The organism is Kocuria sp. U4B (assembly GCF_054875615.1).
On the sequence record NZ_CM142180.1, the window covers coordinates 588,632 to 603,878 of the forward strand.

General features: G+C 63.9%; 13 protein-coding genes. 8 read left to right on the plus strand and 5 right to left on the minus strand.

Going from position 1 to position 15,247, the window contains the following annotated elements; translation table 11 throughout:
- Positions 1–394: 394 nt before the first annotated feature.
- The 4 genes from ACYSMR_RS02760 to ACYSMR_RS02775 form a co-directional block, all read right to left on the minus strand.
- Positions 395–529: a hypothetical protein gene (locus ACYSMR_RS02760; RefSeq protein ID WP_461747320.1), complete on the minus strand. Its 135-nt coding sequence runs from the start codon at positions 527–529 to the stop codon at positions 395–397.
- A 313-nt stretch (positions 530–842) separates the two neighbouring features.
- Positions 843–1,247 (minus strand): hypothetical protein, encoded by a 405-nt coding sequence (locus ACYSMR_RS02765; RefSeq protein WP_461747321.1) that lies wholly within the window; start codon positions 1,245–1,247, stop codon positions 843–845.
- Between the two features lie 201 nt (positions 1,248–1,448).
- Entirely contained in the window at positions 1,449–1,928 is a 480-nt protein-coding gene (locus ACYSMR_RS02770; RefSeq protein WP_461747322.1) for a hypothetical protein, read from the minus strand.
- Positions 1,929–2,302: 374 nt separating this feature from the next.
- Positions 2,303–2,587, minus strand: a complete 285-nt coding sequence (locus tag ACYSMR_RS02775; RefSeq protein ID WP_461747323.1) for a hypothetical protein — start codon at positions 2,585–2,587, stop codon at positions 2,303–2,305.
- A gap of 647 nt (positions 2,588–3,234) precedes the next feature.
- Here ACYSMR_RS02775 and ACYSMR_RS02780 point away from each other — a divergent pair.
- From ACYSMR_RS02780 to istB, 3 genes are read left to right on the plus strand one after another with little or no spacing between them, the layout of a single operon-like run.
- Complete coding sequence (locus tag ACYSMR_RS02780) at positions 3,235–3,657, plus strand: hypothetical protein (protein ID WP_461747324.1); 423 nt, start codon at positions 3,235–3,237, stop codon at positions 3,655–3,657.
- Positions 3,658–3,713: 56 nt separating this feature from the next.
- Positions 3,714–4,931: an IS21 family transposase gene (gene istA, locus ACYSMR_RS02785; RefSeq protein WP_461747325.1), complete on the plus strand. Its 1,218-nt coding sequence runs from the start codon at positions 3,714–3,716 to the stop codon at positions 4,929–4,931.
- On the plus strand, positions 4,928–5,704 hold the full coding sequence (gene istB, locus ACYSMR_RS02790; RefSeq protein WP_461747326.1) for an IS21-like element helper ATPase IstB: 777 nt from the start codon (positions 4,928–4,930) through the stop codon (positions 5,702–5,704). The genes istA and istB overlap by 4 nt, the downstream gene beginning before the upstream one ends.
- A gap of 157 nt (positions 5,705–5,861) precedes the next feature.
- Here the strand turns inward: istB and ACYSMR_RS02795 are convergent.
- A protein-coding gene (locus ACYSMR_RS02795) for an IS5 family transposase (protein WP_461748003.1) occupies positions 5,862–6,691 on the minus strand; the annotation gives its coding sequence in 2 pieces (ribosomal slippage) (positions 5,862–6,323 and positions 6,326–6,691; 828 coding nt in all).
- A gap of 1,134 nt (positions 6,692–7,825) precedes the next feature.
- On the opposite strand from ACYSMR_RS02795, the gene ACYSMR_RS02800 reads away from it, so the two are divergent.
- The 5 genes from ACYSMR_RS02800 to ACYSMR_RS02820 all read left to right on the plus strand — a co-directional run bounded on the left by ACYSMR_RS02800 (position 7,826) and on the right by ACYSMR_RS02820 (position 15,164).
- A complete protein-coding gene (locus ACYSMR_RS02800; protein ID WP_461747327.1) occupies positions 7,826–8,293 on the plus strand; it encodes a type I restriction-modification system subunit M N-terminal domain-containing protein in 468 nt (155 codons plus the stop codon).
- A 79-nt stretch (positions 8,294–8,372) separates the two neighbouring features.
- Positions 8,373–9,359 (plus strand): IS481 family transposase, encoded by a 987-nt coding sequence (locus ACYSMR_RS02805; protein ID WP_461747328.1) that lies wholly within the window; start codon positions 8,373–8,375, stop codon positions 9,357–9,359.
- Between the two features lie 32 nt (positions 9,360–9,391).
- The gene (locus ACYSMR_RS02810) at positions 9,392–10,873 is read left to right on the plus strand and encodes an HsdM family class I SAM-dependent methyltransferase (protein WP_461747329.1); all 1,482 of its coding nucleotides are present in this window, start codon (positions 9,392–9,394) and stop codon (positions 10,871–10,873) included.
- A complete protein-coding gene (locus ACYSMR_RS02815) occupies positions 10,873–12,228 on the plus strand; it encodes a restriction endonuclease subunit S (protein WP_461747330.1) in 1,356 nt (451 codons plus the stop codon). Before ACYSMR_RS02810 ends, ACYSMR_RS02815 begins: the two co-directional genes overlap by 1 nt.
- A complete protein-coding gene (locus tag ACYSMR_RS02820; RefSeq protein WP_461747331.1) occupies positions 12,225–15,164 on the plus strand; it encodes a type I restriction endonuclease subunit R in 2,940 nt (979 codons plus the stop codon). Before ACYSMR_RS02815 ends, ACYSMR_RS02820 begins: the two co-directional genes overlap by 4 nt.
- Positions 15,165–15,247: the final 83 nt, after the last annotated feature.

A 15,247-nucleotide genomic window follows, 5' to 3' on the forward strand; every position in this document is an offset into this window, starting at 1 on the left:
GAGGCCCTCGCGCGTGGGCATCGGCAAACCGGACGAGGCCCCGTACGCAGTGCCAGCAAAAATGGGCAACCGTCTCAAGACAGCCACCAAGCTCGGTCAACGGCCCTTCCGGTCCTCACCGGTTGGGCCGTTGGCGTATGCACGGCGCCGTCCGGTGCATCGACGACGGGGCACTGCCCGCCCTGTTGAAGCGCACCTAATTCGGCGCGATCTCGGATTGTGCGCTGACCGCCTGACCACCTCCCCGTAAGCCGAACGCTCATCGCGCCATCCGCCAGGTCGCGTTCGTAGCTTCCGTTTTCGGGTTGGCAAGTCCTCGATGCCAGCCCGAGCCCCAAGAGGCCGCCAATGGCCGAACCACCCGGCGGCATACTCCCCTACCGCCTTCTCGGCCTCACCTACCGATGATTCTGATCAGCCACCCCAGCAGAGGAACGACATTGACGACATCCAGAACACGATCCAGAAGATGCCCCATCCTCCACCACCAACTCGGATTCTGCGGCGGTTCCTGTTTGGTCTTGATCATGGGGACAACCTTCCTGCGCTAAGACGAAGGCGGCCAACAACTTCCACCCCACCCTCCCTCAAGTCCCCGCCGGATCGGCGCAGGACAGTCCAGGCACACAGTGCTTTCGCTGATCCCGATGTACCGGGTGACTCAACTGCGCCTGTCAAAGGATCCGCTCAGTCCTGGCCATCACCTTTCTCCTCAGCAGTTCCATGTCCTTCCGGGCGCCAGGAGCTCACCACCTCGAACTCCCCGATGTGGATGCCACTGTCCTCAGCAGTGCTTTTAGGTCATCCCAACGGCATGGTGCTCCGTGGGTCCATGCGACGGGCTAGGTGTCGGAGTTCCAGATGCCTTCGATGCTCTGGAACAGCTCCGTCTTCTCGCCCTCGGTCAAGGTGGGATCCACGAATTCCAGCACGATGGCGTCGTGGCGGCGTACATCGCGGGTGCCGCGGACCTGCTCGTCCCAGGCGATGGCGTCCCGGGCGGAGCCGAACTTCCGGTAGTGGGTCTGGTCGGTGATCAGCCCCTGGACGCACCCAGGCTGCGGGGCTGCGCAGAGCTCACCGGTGGCCTCCCGCGGATGGCCCGTGAGTTCCCAGGCCTGGTCGCCGGCGTAGAGCGTGCTCAGGTCCACCGCCGTGTTGGACACACATCCGGTGAGCACAGCGGTGGCGCCGAGGAGCACCAGTGACCGACGGCCTCGGCAGGTGAGCTCGTAGAGGTTGCTCATGGTCCCTGTTCACGTGGTTTCCTCAGCACCACCGGGTGCAGGGGGTCTCGCCCCGATGCCCTCAAGGGCCCATGATCCGGGCCCTGGAGCTCACCGTGGCCTGAAGATGGCAACGATGCAAACACACCCCCATAGAGAACCCCATGCGGGCGTCCGGGATTGCTTCCCAGGAGCCGGCCGAAACCCCGTCCACCCGGGTGGTCAGGACGTGGTGGCGCCCGCGGCACGCCTGCGCGTGCCGGCGGTCCCCAGGAAGACCACAGCGGCCAGGGCGCTGACCAGGTAGAGCACCAGCGCCCAGGGGGCGTGGTCTCCCCCGGAGGTCCCGAAGGTGTCCGCCAGACTCATCCCGGACCCGAAGGAGACCACGAACAACGACGGGGCACCGACAACCACCAGCGCCAGATTCGCCAGCAGCACCTGGGCCCTGTCGAAGCCTCCCGGGCGGCGGGCCTGCCGCAGCACCGCCCCGGAGAGCCCGGCCAGCACCAGCGCCCACAGCACGGCCAGGGTCACGCCCATGCTCTGCCCGGCCTGGTGCACCTGGTCATAGATCACCCCCAGTCCGGTACCGGGGACAGCGGCCAGGGGATTGAGCACCAGCAGGTGCACCACGCCCAGGCCCGCGTAGGCAGCCACCCCGCACAAGCCCAGCAGCCCGAGATGAGTGGCAGTTCGCATGCGGGGCCTTCTTCCTGGTCTGATCCTCAACGAGCACCGGCCGGGCGCCGGAGGCATCGACCGAGCCACCAGTCCACCACAAGCACAGCCACCCGGCCCGCACCCACGCCAGGCCCGACACCCCGGTCACAGAGTTACGACCGTCAGGCCAGGATCGGGCTGCCCGCTCCACCAGCCCCCATTGCGCTGTGCGTCAGTGGTGAGTGATTCGAAATTCTCCGTGCGGTTGGTCCTTCGCCGTGAGCCGTGAGACCTCAGCGATCTCCGATGTCGGACTGGGCGCACCACCGTGGTCGCTGGTCATCCGTGCTACGGGTTGGATGGTTCATCACGCCCTGACGTTGCACCGCGGAGTGCGGGCACGGGTGCGGGGCTCAAGGCCCGTAGAGCAGTCCGACCACGAAGATCGTCACAGGAACGCTGAGCAGACCGATAGCAACAGCCAAGGCCCCCAAAAGCTCTTTCTGCGCGCGGAAGCCGGCAATGCCACCCACTATTCCGCTGACCGCGGGCAGCGCGAACGCCCACAGGGGCTTGGCCACTCCCGTGCCCTGCCAATCGAGCAACGCCAGCGTCAGCGCGATGGAGACCGGAATGGATGCCCAGGCGATCGCCGCCAGAATGCGCTGTTGCTTTTTAGGGATTTGGGTTCTCAGCATCAGTTGTGCCGCCCCTCCTCCGCCACGGGTGGAATGCCCGCAGGAATCGATGCTCGACAAGCAGGACGTGACCGTGGGCCGGGACCCCGCCGTGGGATCGGCCGCCACGACATCGCGCCTTTACCGTGTCCTGCGCACCGGGAGGACAAACGAGGCCCTCAACGGTGGAACCCCCACCGCACGCCCCCAACCCAGTCGCTGATCGATATTTCAGCGGTCCCAAACAATCTTTAGGGTGCTGGAGAAAGCTCCCGCCGCGGATCCGCTGGACGTCTCGGCACCGGCAGGCTCTTCCCCTGCTGGCCACACCCGAACCGCTCGATACGTGAACCCATCCTGCTCAGCCTGCTCCCACTCCAGCTCCACCACCTGCCCCGGCACCAGCGACTTGAATCCGCGAACAGCGACATGACTGAAGTGAGCCCAACAACCCCCAGGAGTTTGCTCGGAGTCAACAACTCCCCACCCTGCGTCGTCGAACCAAGACCGCACCACACCGGAATCACTCATTTGGCGAGACTACGACCTAACCTGCCAATGCTCAGGACCAACCCCAGGTGCATGACAGCGGATCCACCAACGCGTGGGCCCCATCATCTACGGTGTGCTGAAACCGAACAGGATGGGTGTCGATGATGAGTCACCGCATGAGGCAGTACGCGTCCTTAGTCATGGCCTTCGGCCTCATGGGGGCCGTGTTCGGCTGCGGTGATACCACCGATGACCTACCGGCCTTCGACTCCCTGGAGGCCACCTATCACGCCGTCGACGAGGTCGTGGACTGCTCCGATGACCCACCGCAGCCCACGCTGAAGGTCCCCACGTCAGGTGGGCCCACCGGCGAATCGGTGATGTGCACCAACACGGTCGAAGTGCTGTGGTTCGACAGCGACGAGGCCCGCGCGAACGTCTACGACCTCTTCGCCAACGCCGGCAACACGGTGTACCTGGCAGAGGGACGCAACTGGTTCGTCGTTGATGCCTCCAAGATCATGGTCGAGACAGTGCCCGAGCGGACGATCGACATGGAACAGCTCGCTGATGCCTTAGACGCTGTCGATGCCGTCTGAATACTGACCCTCGGGCGCCGAGCGAAAGTTGACCCCTCGGCGGTGATGCTGAGGGAGTGATCAGTGTGGAGGACTGGGCCGAGATCCGCCGGTTGCACCGGGCGGAGGGCATGCCGATCAAGGCGATTGCGCGGCAGCTGGGGTTGGCCAGGAACACCGTGCGGGCAGCGATCGCCAGCGATGTCCCGCCGAAGTACGAACGCGCTCCGGCCGGCTCGATCGTGGATCCGTTCGTGCCGGCGATCGAGGCGCTGTTGCGGGAGTTCCCGACGATGCCGGCGTCGGTCATCGGGCAGCGCATCGGGTGGCAGCACTCGGCCTCGGTGCTGCGGGCCAAGGTTGCTGAGCTGCGCCCGCGGTACGCGCCGCCGGATCCGGTGGACCGGGTGCGCTGGGGTGCCGGGGAGGTGATCCAGTGCGATCTGTGGTTCCCACCGCCGGTGGTACCCGACGAGCACGCAGTGGCCCGGTCCTTCCCGGTGCTGACGATGATCTGCGCGCACTCTCGGTTTCTGATGGCGGTGATGCTCCCCTCGAGGGCCGGCGGGGACATCCTCGAGGGCATGTACGGGCTGCTCGAGCGGCTCGGGGCCGTGCCGAAGATGCTGCTGTGGGACAACGAGGCCGGCCTCGGCGCCCACCGGCGTCTGGCCCCGGCCACCACGGCCTTCGCCGGCACCCTGGGCACCCGCATCTGGCAGGCCCGCCCCTACGACCCCGAGACCAAGGGCATGGTCGAGCGCGCCAACGGGTACCAGCGCACCTCGTTCCTGCCCGGACGAACGTTCACGTGCCCGTCCGACTTCAACACTCAGCTGCAGCAATGGCTGGACGAGGTGGCCAACCGGCGGAAGGTGCGCGCCCTGGGCGCTCAGCCTCTCGAGGTGCTCGAAGCCGATCGGGCCGCGATGGGGGTACTGCCGCCGGTGGCCCCGGCCACGGGTCTGAGCATCACGACCAGACTGGGACGGGACTACCACCTGCGCCTGGCCGGGGTCGACTACTCCATCCACCCCGAGGCGATCGGGCGGATCGTGAGCGTGCGCGCCGATCACCACACCGTCACCGCGACCACCGCCGGGCGCGAGCTGGCATGCCATTCCCGTCTGTGGGCAAGCACCGGCACCGTCACCGACCCAGAGCATGTGGCCGCGGCTGCCACGGCTCGTGCGGCCTACCAGCAGCGCACGGCCAGGGCCGTCGGTCCTGAGGAGTTCGCCGTGCCCACCCGGGACCTGGCCGTCTACGACCAACTGATCAGGAGAGCCTCATGAACCCGACCACCGACCCGGCCAAGGAGATCGGCTACCTGTGCCGGGCGATGAAGACCCCGCAGATCGCCGAACTGGCTGGCCCCCTGGCCGCCCAGGCCCGTACCGAGCACTGGTCCTATGAGCAGTACCTGGCCGCCGTGCTGGGCCGGCAGGTCGCCACCCGAACCGCCAACGGCAACCGGCTGCGGATCGCCGGGGCCCACTTCCCCCAGATCAAGACCCTCGAGGACTTCGACCCCAGCGTGCTGGCCGCCCGGGAAGCCGAGCTACTGGCACACCTGGCTACCACGACCTTCGTCCCCCGCACCGAGAACGTCGTACTGCTGGGCCCACCAGGCACCGGCAAGACCCACCTGGCGATCGCCCTGGGGATCTGCGCGGCCAACCACTCCTACTCGGTGTTTTTCGACACCGCCACCGGATGGATCACCCGCCTGCTCGCCGCCCACAACACCGGCACCCTGGACAAGGAACTGCGTCGGTTGCGCCGCTACCGGGTGCTGATCATCGACGAGGTCGGCTACATCCCCTTCGAGGCCGAGGCAGCCAACCTCTTCTTCCAGCTCATCGCCAACCGCTACGAGCACGGCACCGTCATCGTCACTTCGAACCTGGCCTTCTCCCAGTGGGGCCACACCCTCGGCGACGACGTGATCGCCGCGGCCACCATCGATCGCCTCATCCACCATGCCCACGTACTCACCATGGACGGAGAGTCCTACCGCACCCGCCGCTACACCACCGAGGAGGGGTCAAATTTCGGTCGGCGATAAGGGGTCAATATTCACTCGGCGTTGGCAGACGCCCGGTACACGGTGGAACAGTAAGTCTCTCCCCCAGCAGTTTCGTCTTGATGGTTCAAAACGGAACCCCTATTGCAGCAGCGCGAGCACGGACATCGTGAGCGCGGAAGCTGTCTTACAAGTGGTTTCAGTAGTCCTTTGGGGCTAGTCGGCGGGCACAGATGACGGTGATCGCCAGGGTGGCCACCGCGGTGATGGTGACCGCGCTGCGGTCGTAGCGGATGGCCAGGCGGCGGAAGGCCAGTAGCCAGGAGATGGTGCGTTCCACCACCCAGCGGTGCCGGCCGAGACGTTCGCTGGAGTCCACCCCGATCCGCGCAATGCGGGCGGTGATCCCACGGCGACGCAGGTATCGGCGCACCCGCTTGTTGTCGTAGGCCTTATCCGCGTGCAGCTTCCGAGGTCTGCGTCGGGGACGTCCTGGACCCCGTCCCTTGACCGGGGTCAGTCCGTCCAGGATCGGTTCCACCAGCATGGAGTCATGGCGGTTGGCTCCGGTGATCGCCACCGCCAGCGGCAACCCGTCGGCCGTGACCAGCAGGTGGTACTTGGTGCCGGCCTTGCCGCGGTCGGTGGGGTTGGGGCCGGTCAGCTCGCCCCCCTTTTCGCCCGGACACTCACCGAGTCCAGGCAGGCCCTCGACCAGTCGAGCTGGCCCTTCTGGCCGAGCTTCTCGAGCACGGCCTGGTGAAGCTTGTCCCACACCCCTGCTTCCTGCCAGGCCCGTAGCCGGCGCCAGCAGGTGATTCCCGAGCCGTAGCCCAGCTCGGTGGGGAGTTTCTTCCAGGCGATGCCGTGCTCGGCCACGAAGAGGATGCCCTCCACGGCGGCCCGGTCATCGATCCGCGGTCGCCCGGTGCGTCCGTTTTTCGCCGGCGGAGGCGGTGGAATCAACGGTTCCAGCAACTCCCACAGCTGGTCGATGAGCAGCCGCCCAGACGCTGTCTGACTCGTCATGGCAACCAGGATCACCAACCCGGCAGGCAGCGCTCAATGCCTCAGCCATAACTACTGAAACCATCTCTTATGCCCGTGTCCAGGCGAAGAGGATTCGCCCCGCCTATCCAGTGCCCTCAAGGGACGACGACCGTCAATCCAAGCTAGCGAATACTGGTACAGATAAGTAGGAAAGGGCCCGGCTGCACAAGCAGCCGGGCCCTCCATTGTCAGACGCGCTGGCGAATCGATCCGCCAGGATCGCTGTCGCCGAGGCCCTTCGGCACAAAGTGTCCGGTCGTCGCCGACCGGGTCACAGTGTGCTGGTTGCTGGTGCCACGTCCGACGGACTCGCGGGTCGTCTTCCCGGGCCACCGGGCCGCTGCCGCGTTGCTGACGAATCGCCCGGTACGGGCGCTGCGATTGACACGACGTGCCATCGCCACCTCCTGAGAGGTTACGCCGGGCCCGAGCACGCCCTCGTGGTAAGAGCGCTGAGGACTCGCGTAGACTGGTCGACGCCCTACCAGGCATCGGGTCTATGGCCCGGCTCGGGGTGGCCCTGCTCTAACAGGGCCACCCCGTTCTTGTTGGCCTTGCGGCCAAGCTTGATGCTGATCTCTGTCCCTAGTTGGACGCTGGGGAGGCCCGCGATCCCGAACCAGCTCTCACCGTGCTGGCTGCCTTCTCGAGCACGTGTTGGCCAACTAGGGGACCAGCTGGCCAACACGGTCGGCCGTTTTGGCCAACTACCACTGGTTTGGCCAACTAGCCCGGGATCTCACAGGATGTTCATTGACACGCTACTTGGTCCCAAGGACCACTTCTTTTCCCCGACCTGGAGCGGAACGTTGAACTGGACAGGCTTTGGTGTGTGACAAGCTAAATGGTCCTTTTAGCGCCCCGCCCATCCGCTTCCTACCTCTCCCCACTCCCCCTCGAGGGCCTGCCGCCACACGTAGCACCAGGCTGCCTCGATGTGTAGGACATGCCCCACCTAGGCCCACCAAGGGCTTCGCGGTCTGAGAAGATGTCCGAGGAGCCGTTCGCCTTCGTGCAGGTTGAGCGACTCACCTACAGCAGACCGTCGCCCGGCAGTCTGGTCATGAGTGAAGGATCTTTGTGCCGCATAGCTCTATCAACCACGCTCGGATCGTGGCGCTCATTTGGAACATCGCTGACGATGTGCTCCGCGACCTCTACGTCCGCGGCAAGTACCGCGATGTGATCCTGCCCTTCACCGTCCTGCGGCGGCTCGACAGCGTCCTTGGCCCGACGCGCGACGCGGTGAAGACCATGAAGAAGATCCTCGACGATGCGGGTATCGCCGATCAGGATGCGCCGCTCAGAGACGCGGCGAAACAGGACTTCTACAACACGTCAGGGTTCTCACTGCAGGATCTGCGCCACGTCTCGAACTCGACGCGTCTGCGGCAGAACTTTGAGGCGTACCTGGACGGGTTTTCCCCCAACGTGCAGGAGATCATCGACAACTTCGAACTCCGCAACCAGCTTCCCCGGCTCACAAAGGCTGATGCGCTCGGCTCGTTAATTGAGAAGTTCCTCGCGCCTGACCTAGATGTACTGACCGGGGACGTTGGTGGAGTGGGTGTGATCCGCTGACCTGAAGCAGTGGCGCAAGGAGGGCCTCCCGCGGTGGAGTGGAACTGCCTAGGTATCCGCTCACGCACAGGAGGCCCTCATGTCCCACGCTAATGCCGCTCTGACCCCGCGTCACCGCCTCAAAGTGGCGCAGCTGGTCATCGATCAGCATGTCCCCATCGCTGAAGTCGCCGCGCGCTTCCAGTGCGCGTGGCCGACCGTGAAGCGCTGGGCCACCCGCTACGCCGCCGGGGAACCGATGACCGACCGCCCCTCCCGGCCGCACACGATGCCGGCCAAGACCCCGCTGCCGGTCACGAAGCGGATCGTGTCTCTGCGACTGCGCAAACGCCTCGGCCCGGTCCAGCTCGCCGCCGCGACCGGGGTGGCGGCCTCCACCGCCCACCGCGTGCTGACCCGATGCGGCCTGTCCCGCCTGGCGCACGTCGATCGGGCCACGGGCGAGCCCGTGCGCCGCTACGAGCACCCGACCCCAGGAGCGATGCTGCACGTCGACGTCAAAAAGTTCGGCAACATTCCCGACGGCGGCGGCTGGCGCTTCGTCGGCCGCGCCCAGGGCAAGAAGAACCGGGCGGGGACCCCGGAGAAGCCGAAGAACAAGTACCGCAACCCGAAGATGGGCCACGCCTTCGTGCACACCGTCATCGACGACCATTCCCGCGTGGCCTACGCCGAGGTCCACGACGAGGAGACCGCCGCGACCGCCACCGCCGTGCTACGACGGGCGGTGATCTGGTTCGCCCAGCGTGGCGTCACCATCGAACGGGTTCTGTCCGACAACGGCTCGGCCTATGTCTCGCACCTGTGGCGTGATACCTGCACCGACCTCGGGATCAGGCACTCCCGCACCCGGCCGCGTCGGCCCCAGACCAATGGCAAGATCGAGCGCTTCCACCGGACCCTCGCCGACGGGTGGGGCTACGCCCGCTGCTACACCAGCGAGACCGAACGCCGCCAAGCCCTGACAGGATGGCTCCACGAGTACAACCACCACCGGCCACACACCGCCTGCGGGAACAAGCCCCCAGTCACCCGCTTAACCAACCTCCCGGGTCAGTACACCTAGACCTCTCGCCGGCAGGCCTCGACAACCACGGCATGGGCACTGTCTTCGAGGAGCTCGTGCGCCGCTTCAACGAGGAGAACAACGAAGAGGCCGGTGAGCACTGGACCCCGCGCGATGCCGTGAGACTGATGACCCGGCTGATGTTCGAGCCGATCGCCGACACGATCCCTTCGGGCACATACCGTCTCTATGACGGCGCGATGGGCACCGGTGGCATGCTGACTGTCGCCGAGGAGACGCTGCGCCATCTCACGGAGCCATCAGGTAAGAAGGTATCCACCCACCTGTATGGGCAGGAAATCAACGCCGAGACCTACGCTATCGCCAAAGCAGACCTGATCCTCAAGGGCGACGGCAAGGCCGCCGACAACATCGTCGGTGGCCCGGAGTACTCGACGCTCTCGAATGATGCCTTCGCTGGCCAAGAGTTCGACTTTATGCTCTCGAATCCGCCTTACGGCAAGAGCTGGAAGACCGACCAGGACCGCCTCGGAGGCGCGAAGAAGATCATCGACCCGCGCTTCGTCGTCACGCACGACGGCGACAGCGAGTACTCGCTCGTCACGCGCAGCAGCGACGGGCAAATGATGTTCCTGGCGAACCTGATCTCGAAGATGAAGCAGGGCACCGATCTGGGCTCCCGAATCGCGTCGGTCCACAACGGGTCTTCGCTGTTCACCGGCGATGCGGGGCAAGGCGAAAGCAACATCCGCCGCTGGATCATTGAGAACGACTGGCTCGAGGCGATCGTCGCACTGCCGCTCAAGATGTTCTACAACACCGGTATCGCGACCTACGTCTGGGTACTTTCCAACCGCAAGGAAGAGCGCCGCAAGGGCAAGGTCCAGCTAATCGATGCCACCGGATGGTGCACGCCGCTCCGAAAAAACCTCGGCGAGAAGGGCGTCGAAGTCAGCGCTGCTGACGCCGACAAGGTGCTCGAAGCCTTCACGGCCTTCGACCAGTACGACGACACTGATCGCTCCAAAGTGTTCGACGGAGCCGACTTTGGCTACCACAAAATCACCGTTGAACGACCGCTGCGCATTGTCGGGGTGGACCCGAACCGCGTCTACACGGCGAAAGAGATCAAGCAGCTCAAGGAGGATGGCGTACGCGACGAGGTAGCGCCGCCTGTCATCAAGAAGGCGCTTCCACACGCTGCCGTGCCCGACCCGCTCCACGGCCGGTACGAAGTGATCATCGACGGGCGAAAGCGCGTGGTGGAGTACGAACCCGACACTGAGCTTCGCGACACTGAGCAAGTCCCGCTGACCGAACCAGTGGGTGACTACGCCGACGGCATCGAGGCATTCTTCCGCCGCGAGGTCGCGCCGTACGCTCCGGACGCGTGGATCGATGAGTCGAAGACGAAGATGGGCTACGAGATCTCCTTCATCCGCTACTTCTACAAGCCCGCGCCGATGCGCACCCTGGCCGAAATCCAAGCGGACATCCGCGCGCTCGAAACCGAGACCGACGACTTGATTACCGAGATCGCGGGCGTGGAGTGATGTTCCGCGATTTGCCGCGCTACGAGGCCTATCAAGTGGCATCGAAATCGAGGCTGCCGCGACTTCCCACCACGTGGCGTTGGAGCCGGTTCGCATCCATTGGACAACAGGTCAGGGAAACTGGTTGCCCGGATTTGCCGCTTTTGTCCGTCTACCTAGACAGGGGTGTCATTCCATATGCCGAAGGTGGACGGCGCGTGCACGCACCTAGTGAGCGGCTCGACGCGTACCAGGTAGTCCGGCCGGGCGACCTGGTACTGAATAACCAACAGGCATGGCGCGGTTCCGTTGGCGTATCGGCCCACCACGGGATCATCAGCCCGGCGTACGTGATATGGCGAAACTCGTCTACTATCACTGCTCAATACGGAACGCACCTGTTCCGCGCGCCGGTCATGGTGAACCAGTTTGTTATGGCATCGCGCGGCGTCGGAGACATTCAGCGAGACCTCCATTATCCGTCTTTGCGAAACCTACTCGTGCCGGTGCCTCCGCTGGAGCACCAGGTTGCGATTTCTAAATACCTCGTCCACGCGAACGCCCGCATCAATAAGGCCATCGCCGCCAAGCGCCGCCTCATCGCCCTTCTTGACGAGCAGGCCACCGTCCAACGTGCGGCAATATTCGATGGCCTGCGCATGGAGCGACGCTTGGCCAGCGTGATTTGGGAAGGTCCGACCAACGGTGTCTCCCCCGAGAGCTCCGAGCGTGGAGATCTTCAAACGTTCAGCATCTCGGTCATTCGGGATGGTGTCGTTGACGTCCGAGAGTCTGACATCAAGTACGTGGAGAGAGAAGCCGTTCGGGATCTCGGTAGGTATGCGTTGCGTGCCGGTGATGTCCTTCTTGTACGCGGGAACGGAAATCGCAAGCTTGTGGGTCGTGCAGCTCTGGTTCCTGCTGACATGCCGGATCGGATCTACCCCGATCTATTAATGCGGATTCGGTTTCGAGCTGGAGTTGACCGCCAGTTCATCGTTTCAGCGTTGAACTCCCCAGCTGTTAGACAGCAGATTGAGGAAACCAGTCGCACGGCGGTGGGCACGTACAAGCTTAATGGTGCAGATGTTCGGGGCCTACGCGTGCCAGTGCCAGACCTCGGTATCCAGCGGGAGGTCGTCCGGAAGATGGAATCGATTAATGCCGAGTTCACCCAAATCTCGGTCAAACTTCTCCGCGAAATATCGTTACTGCAAGAGTTCCGTACACGCCTTGTTGCCGACGTGGTGACGGGTCAGGTTGATGTTAGGGCGATCGCAGCGACCCTGGCCGATGATGCGCCCAGATCGTTCGAGCACCCGATCGTTGAGCTTGAGGATGATCTCGAGGAAGCATTGGTCGGGAGCGAAGCGTGAACGTACGGCGACTCAATGAGGAGAGCCTGGAGACGCTCATCGTCGCCCAGATGAGAGAAGGTGGCTGGACCGAGGGTGCATCGGGCGACTACGCCGCGTCCTACGCGCTCGACCTCGGCCATTTCGTAGCGTTCATTGAGGCGACTCAGCCCGATCTCTTTGAACCGCTCGGCCTCGCGACCGACTCTCCCACGCGCCATAAGTTCCTCGCCCGGTTGCAGGGAGAGATCACCCGGAGGGGCGTCGTTCATGCGCTGCGCAACGGCATCGATCACCTTGGCCTCCACCTTGACCTGTACTACCCGATACCTGCGGTAGGCAATGAGAAGGCTGCTCACCTGTTCGAGGCAAACCGGTTCGTCATCACCCGACAGGTGCACCACAGCGTCAGCAACACCGGCGACGCCATCGACCTCGTGGCGTTCGTCAACGGTTTGCCGGTGTTCACGTTCGAACTGAAGAACAACTTCACGAACCAGACCGTGGAAGATGCGGTGCAGCAGTACCAGCGCGACCGTGATCCTCGTGAGCCACTGTTCGCGTTCGGACGGACAATCGCGCACTTCGCGCTGGACGACCAGCGCGCACGGTTCTGCACGGAGCTCAAGGGGGCTTCGTCGTGGTTCCTGCCCTTTGACCAGGGCTTCAACGACGGTGCGGGGAACCCACCGAATCCTGATGGGGTCATGACAGACTACCTGTGGCGGCGCGTGCTCGCGCCGCAGAGTCTCGCAGGCATCATCGAGAACTACGCCCAAGTCGTCGTCGAGAAGAACTCGAGGACCGGCAAGAAGGTATCAAAGGCCATCTTCCCCCGGTACCACCAGCTCGACGTGGTGCGCCGGCTGCTCGCCGATGTCGAAGCGCATGGCGTGGGTCGCCGTTATCTCATCCAGCACTCTGCGGGTAGCGGCAAATCGAACTCGATCGCCTGGTTGACTCACCAGCTCACCGAGGCCACGCACGCTGGTCGTATCGCGTTCGACTCGATCATCGTGGTGACTGATCGCATCATCCTCGACGACCAGCTCACTCAGACCATCAAGTCGTTCCTGCAGGTTGGATCTACTGTGGTCCACGCCGACCGGTCTGGAGATCTTCGGCTGGCGATTACGGCGGGCAAGAAGATCATCGTCACCACCGTGCAGAAGTTCCCGTACATTTTGGGTGACATCGGCTCGGATCACCGCGACCGGACCTTCGCGATCATCATCGATGAGGCGCACTCCTCCCAGGGCTCGAAGACCTCCGCAGCAGTCTCGCATGCGCTCGGCGGCGTCGAAGTCGACGAAGAGGACTCTGTCGAGGACCGGATCAACCGGATCATCGAAGGCAAAAAGTTCCTGACGAACGCGAGCTATTTCGCGTTCACCGCCACGCCGAAGAACAAGACGCTCGAGATGTTTGGGGATCCAGCCCCTAACGCGGACGGGGGTACCGGCTTCCGGCCATTCCACTCGTACACGATGAAACAGGCGATCCAAGAAGGCTTCATCGTCGATGTCCTCGCCAATTACACGCCGGTCGGCAGCTACTACAAGCTTATGAAGACCGTCGAGGACGATCCCGAGTTCGACGCCAAGCGCGCCTCGAAGAAGCTCCGCGCTTACGTCGAGGGCAACGAGCACGCGATCGGGCAGAAGGCCAGCATCATGGTCGAGCATTTCCTCGCTCAGGTGGTCGCGAAGCGCAAGATCGGCGGCGAGGCGCGAGCGATGGTCGTGACCTCATCAATCCCAAGGTGCATTCAGTACTTCCATGCGATCCGTGATGCGCTTTCTGCGCGAAATAGCCCGTACCGGGTGGTCATCGCGTTCTCCGGTGAGCACGAGTACAAGGGCATGAAGGTGACGGAGGCCAGCCTGAACGGCTTCCCGTCCAGCGCGATCGCCGAGCAGGTGAAGACCGATCCACATCGGGTTCTTGTCGTCGCGAACAAGTTCCAGACCGGCTATGACGAGCCGCTTCTTCACACGATGTACGTCGACAAGACTCTGTCTGGCGTACTGGCTGTGCAGACGCTGTCGCGGCTCAACCGAGCGCACCCGGCCAAGCACGACACCTTCGTGCTCGACTTCGCCAATGACGCCGACGACATCCAGCGGGCGTTCGAGCCGTACTACCGTACGACGGTGCTGGCAGAAGAGACGGATGCCAACAGGCTGCATGATCTCGTCAACGACCTCAACGCATTCGGCATCTACACGATCGAGCACGTCGATGAGTTCGTCCGCCGTTATCTGGCGGGGGAATCCCGTGACCGCCTCGACCCGCTGCTCGACGTCTGTGTCGCCAAGTACGTTGAGCTTCCCGACGAGGACGACCAGGTGTCGTTCAAAGGCAATGCGAAGGCTTTCCTGCGAACCTACAACTTCCTGTCCACGGTGCTGCCGTACGGCAGCGCTGAGTGGGAGAAGCGTTCCATCTTCCTCAACCATCTCGTCCCCAAGCTTCCAGCCCCCAAGGAAGAAGACCTCGCCGCCGGGATCCTCGAGAACATCGACTTGGAGTCGTATCGCGCCGAGAAGCTCAACGCGATGAAAATTGTGCTCGACGACGAGGACGGCGCTCTCGACCCTGTCCCGGCCGCCGGTGGCGGACACCGCACGGACCCGGAGCTTGAAAGGCTCTCGGCGATCGTGAGGAGCTTCAACGATTACTTCGGCAACATCGAATGGAACGATGCCGACCGGGTCGAACGCTTCATCACCGAGGAGATCCCGCGGCTCGTGTCCGAGGACGAGGCCTACCGGAACGCACAGACAAACGACGATCCGGTGAACGCCCGCGTCGAGAGTGACCGGGCGCTCAGCCAGGTGATGCTTCGACTCATCGCCGATGACACCCAGCTCTTCAAAGAGTTCCAGGACAACAGCAGCTTCAAGCGATGGCTCGCCGAGTCTGTGTTCAAGGCAACCTACCGAAAGAGCGCATGATCACCGCTGCACACGGGTGGCTGGTCAATTCACAGCCAACGATCGATTCCCTAGGCTCAGCCTGAGCCCGTATGCCTCGTGGC

Excerpts from the sequence above, each read along its gene's own strand:
- istB (WP_461747326.1), top strand. The coding sequence starts at position 4,928 with ATGAACCCGACCACCGACCCGGCCAAGGAGATCGGCTACCTGTGCCGG.
- ACYSMR_RS02770 (WP_461747322.1), bottom strand. The coding sequence starts at position 1,928 with ATGCGAACTGCCACTCATCTCGGGCTGCTGGGCTTGTGCGGGGTGGCT.
- ACYSMR_RS02775 (WP_461747323.1), bottom strand. The coding sequence starts at position 2,587 with ATGCTGAGAACCCAAATCCCTAAAAAGCAACAGCGCATTCTGGCGGCG.
- ACYSMR_RS02815 (WP_461747330.1), top strand. The coding sequence starts at position 10,873 with ATGTTCCGCGATTTGCCGCGCTACGAGGCCTATCAAGTGGCATCGAAA.
- ACYSMR_RS02780 (WP_461747324.1), top strand. The coding sequence starts at position 3,235 with ATGAGGCAGTACGCGTCCTTAGTCATGGCCTTCGGCCTCATGGGGGCC.
- ACYSMR_RS02760 (WP_461747320.1), bottom strand. The coding sequence starts at position 529 with ATGATCAAGACCAAACAGGAACCGCCGCAGAATCCGAGTTGGTGGTGG.
- ACYSMR_RS02805 (WP_461747328.1), top strand. The coding sequence starts at position 8,373 with ATGTCCCACGCTAATGCCGCTCTGACCCCGCGTCACCGCCTCAAAGTG.
- ACYSMR_RS02765 (WP_461747321.1), bottom strand. The coding sequence starts at position 1,247 with ATGAGCAACCTCTACGAGCTCACCTGCCGAGGCCGTCGGTCACTGGTG.
- ACYSMR_RS02810 (WP_461747329.1), top strand. The coding sequence starts at position 9,392 with ATGGGCACTGTCTTCGAGGAGCTCGTGCGCCGCTTCAACGAGGAGAAC.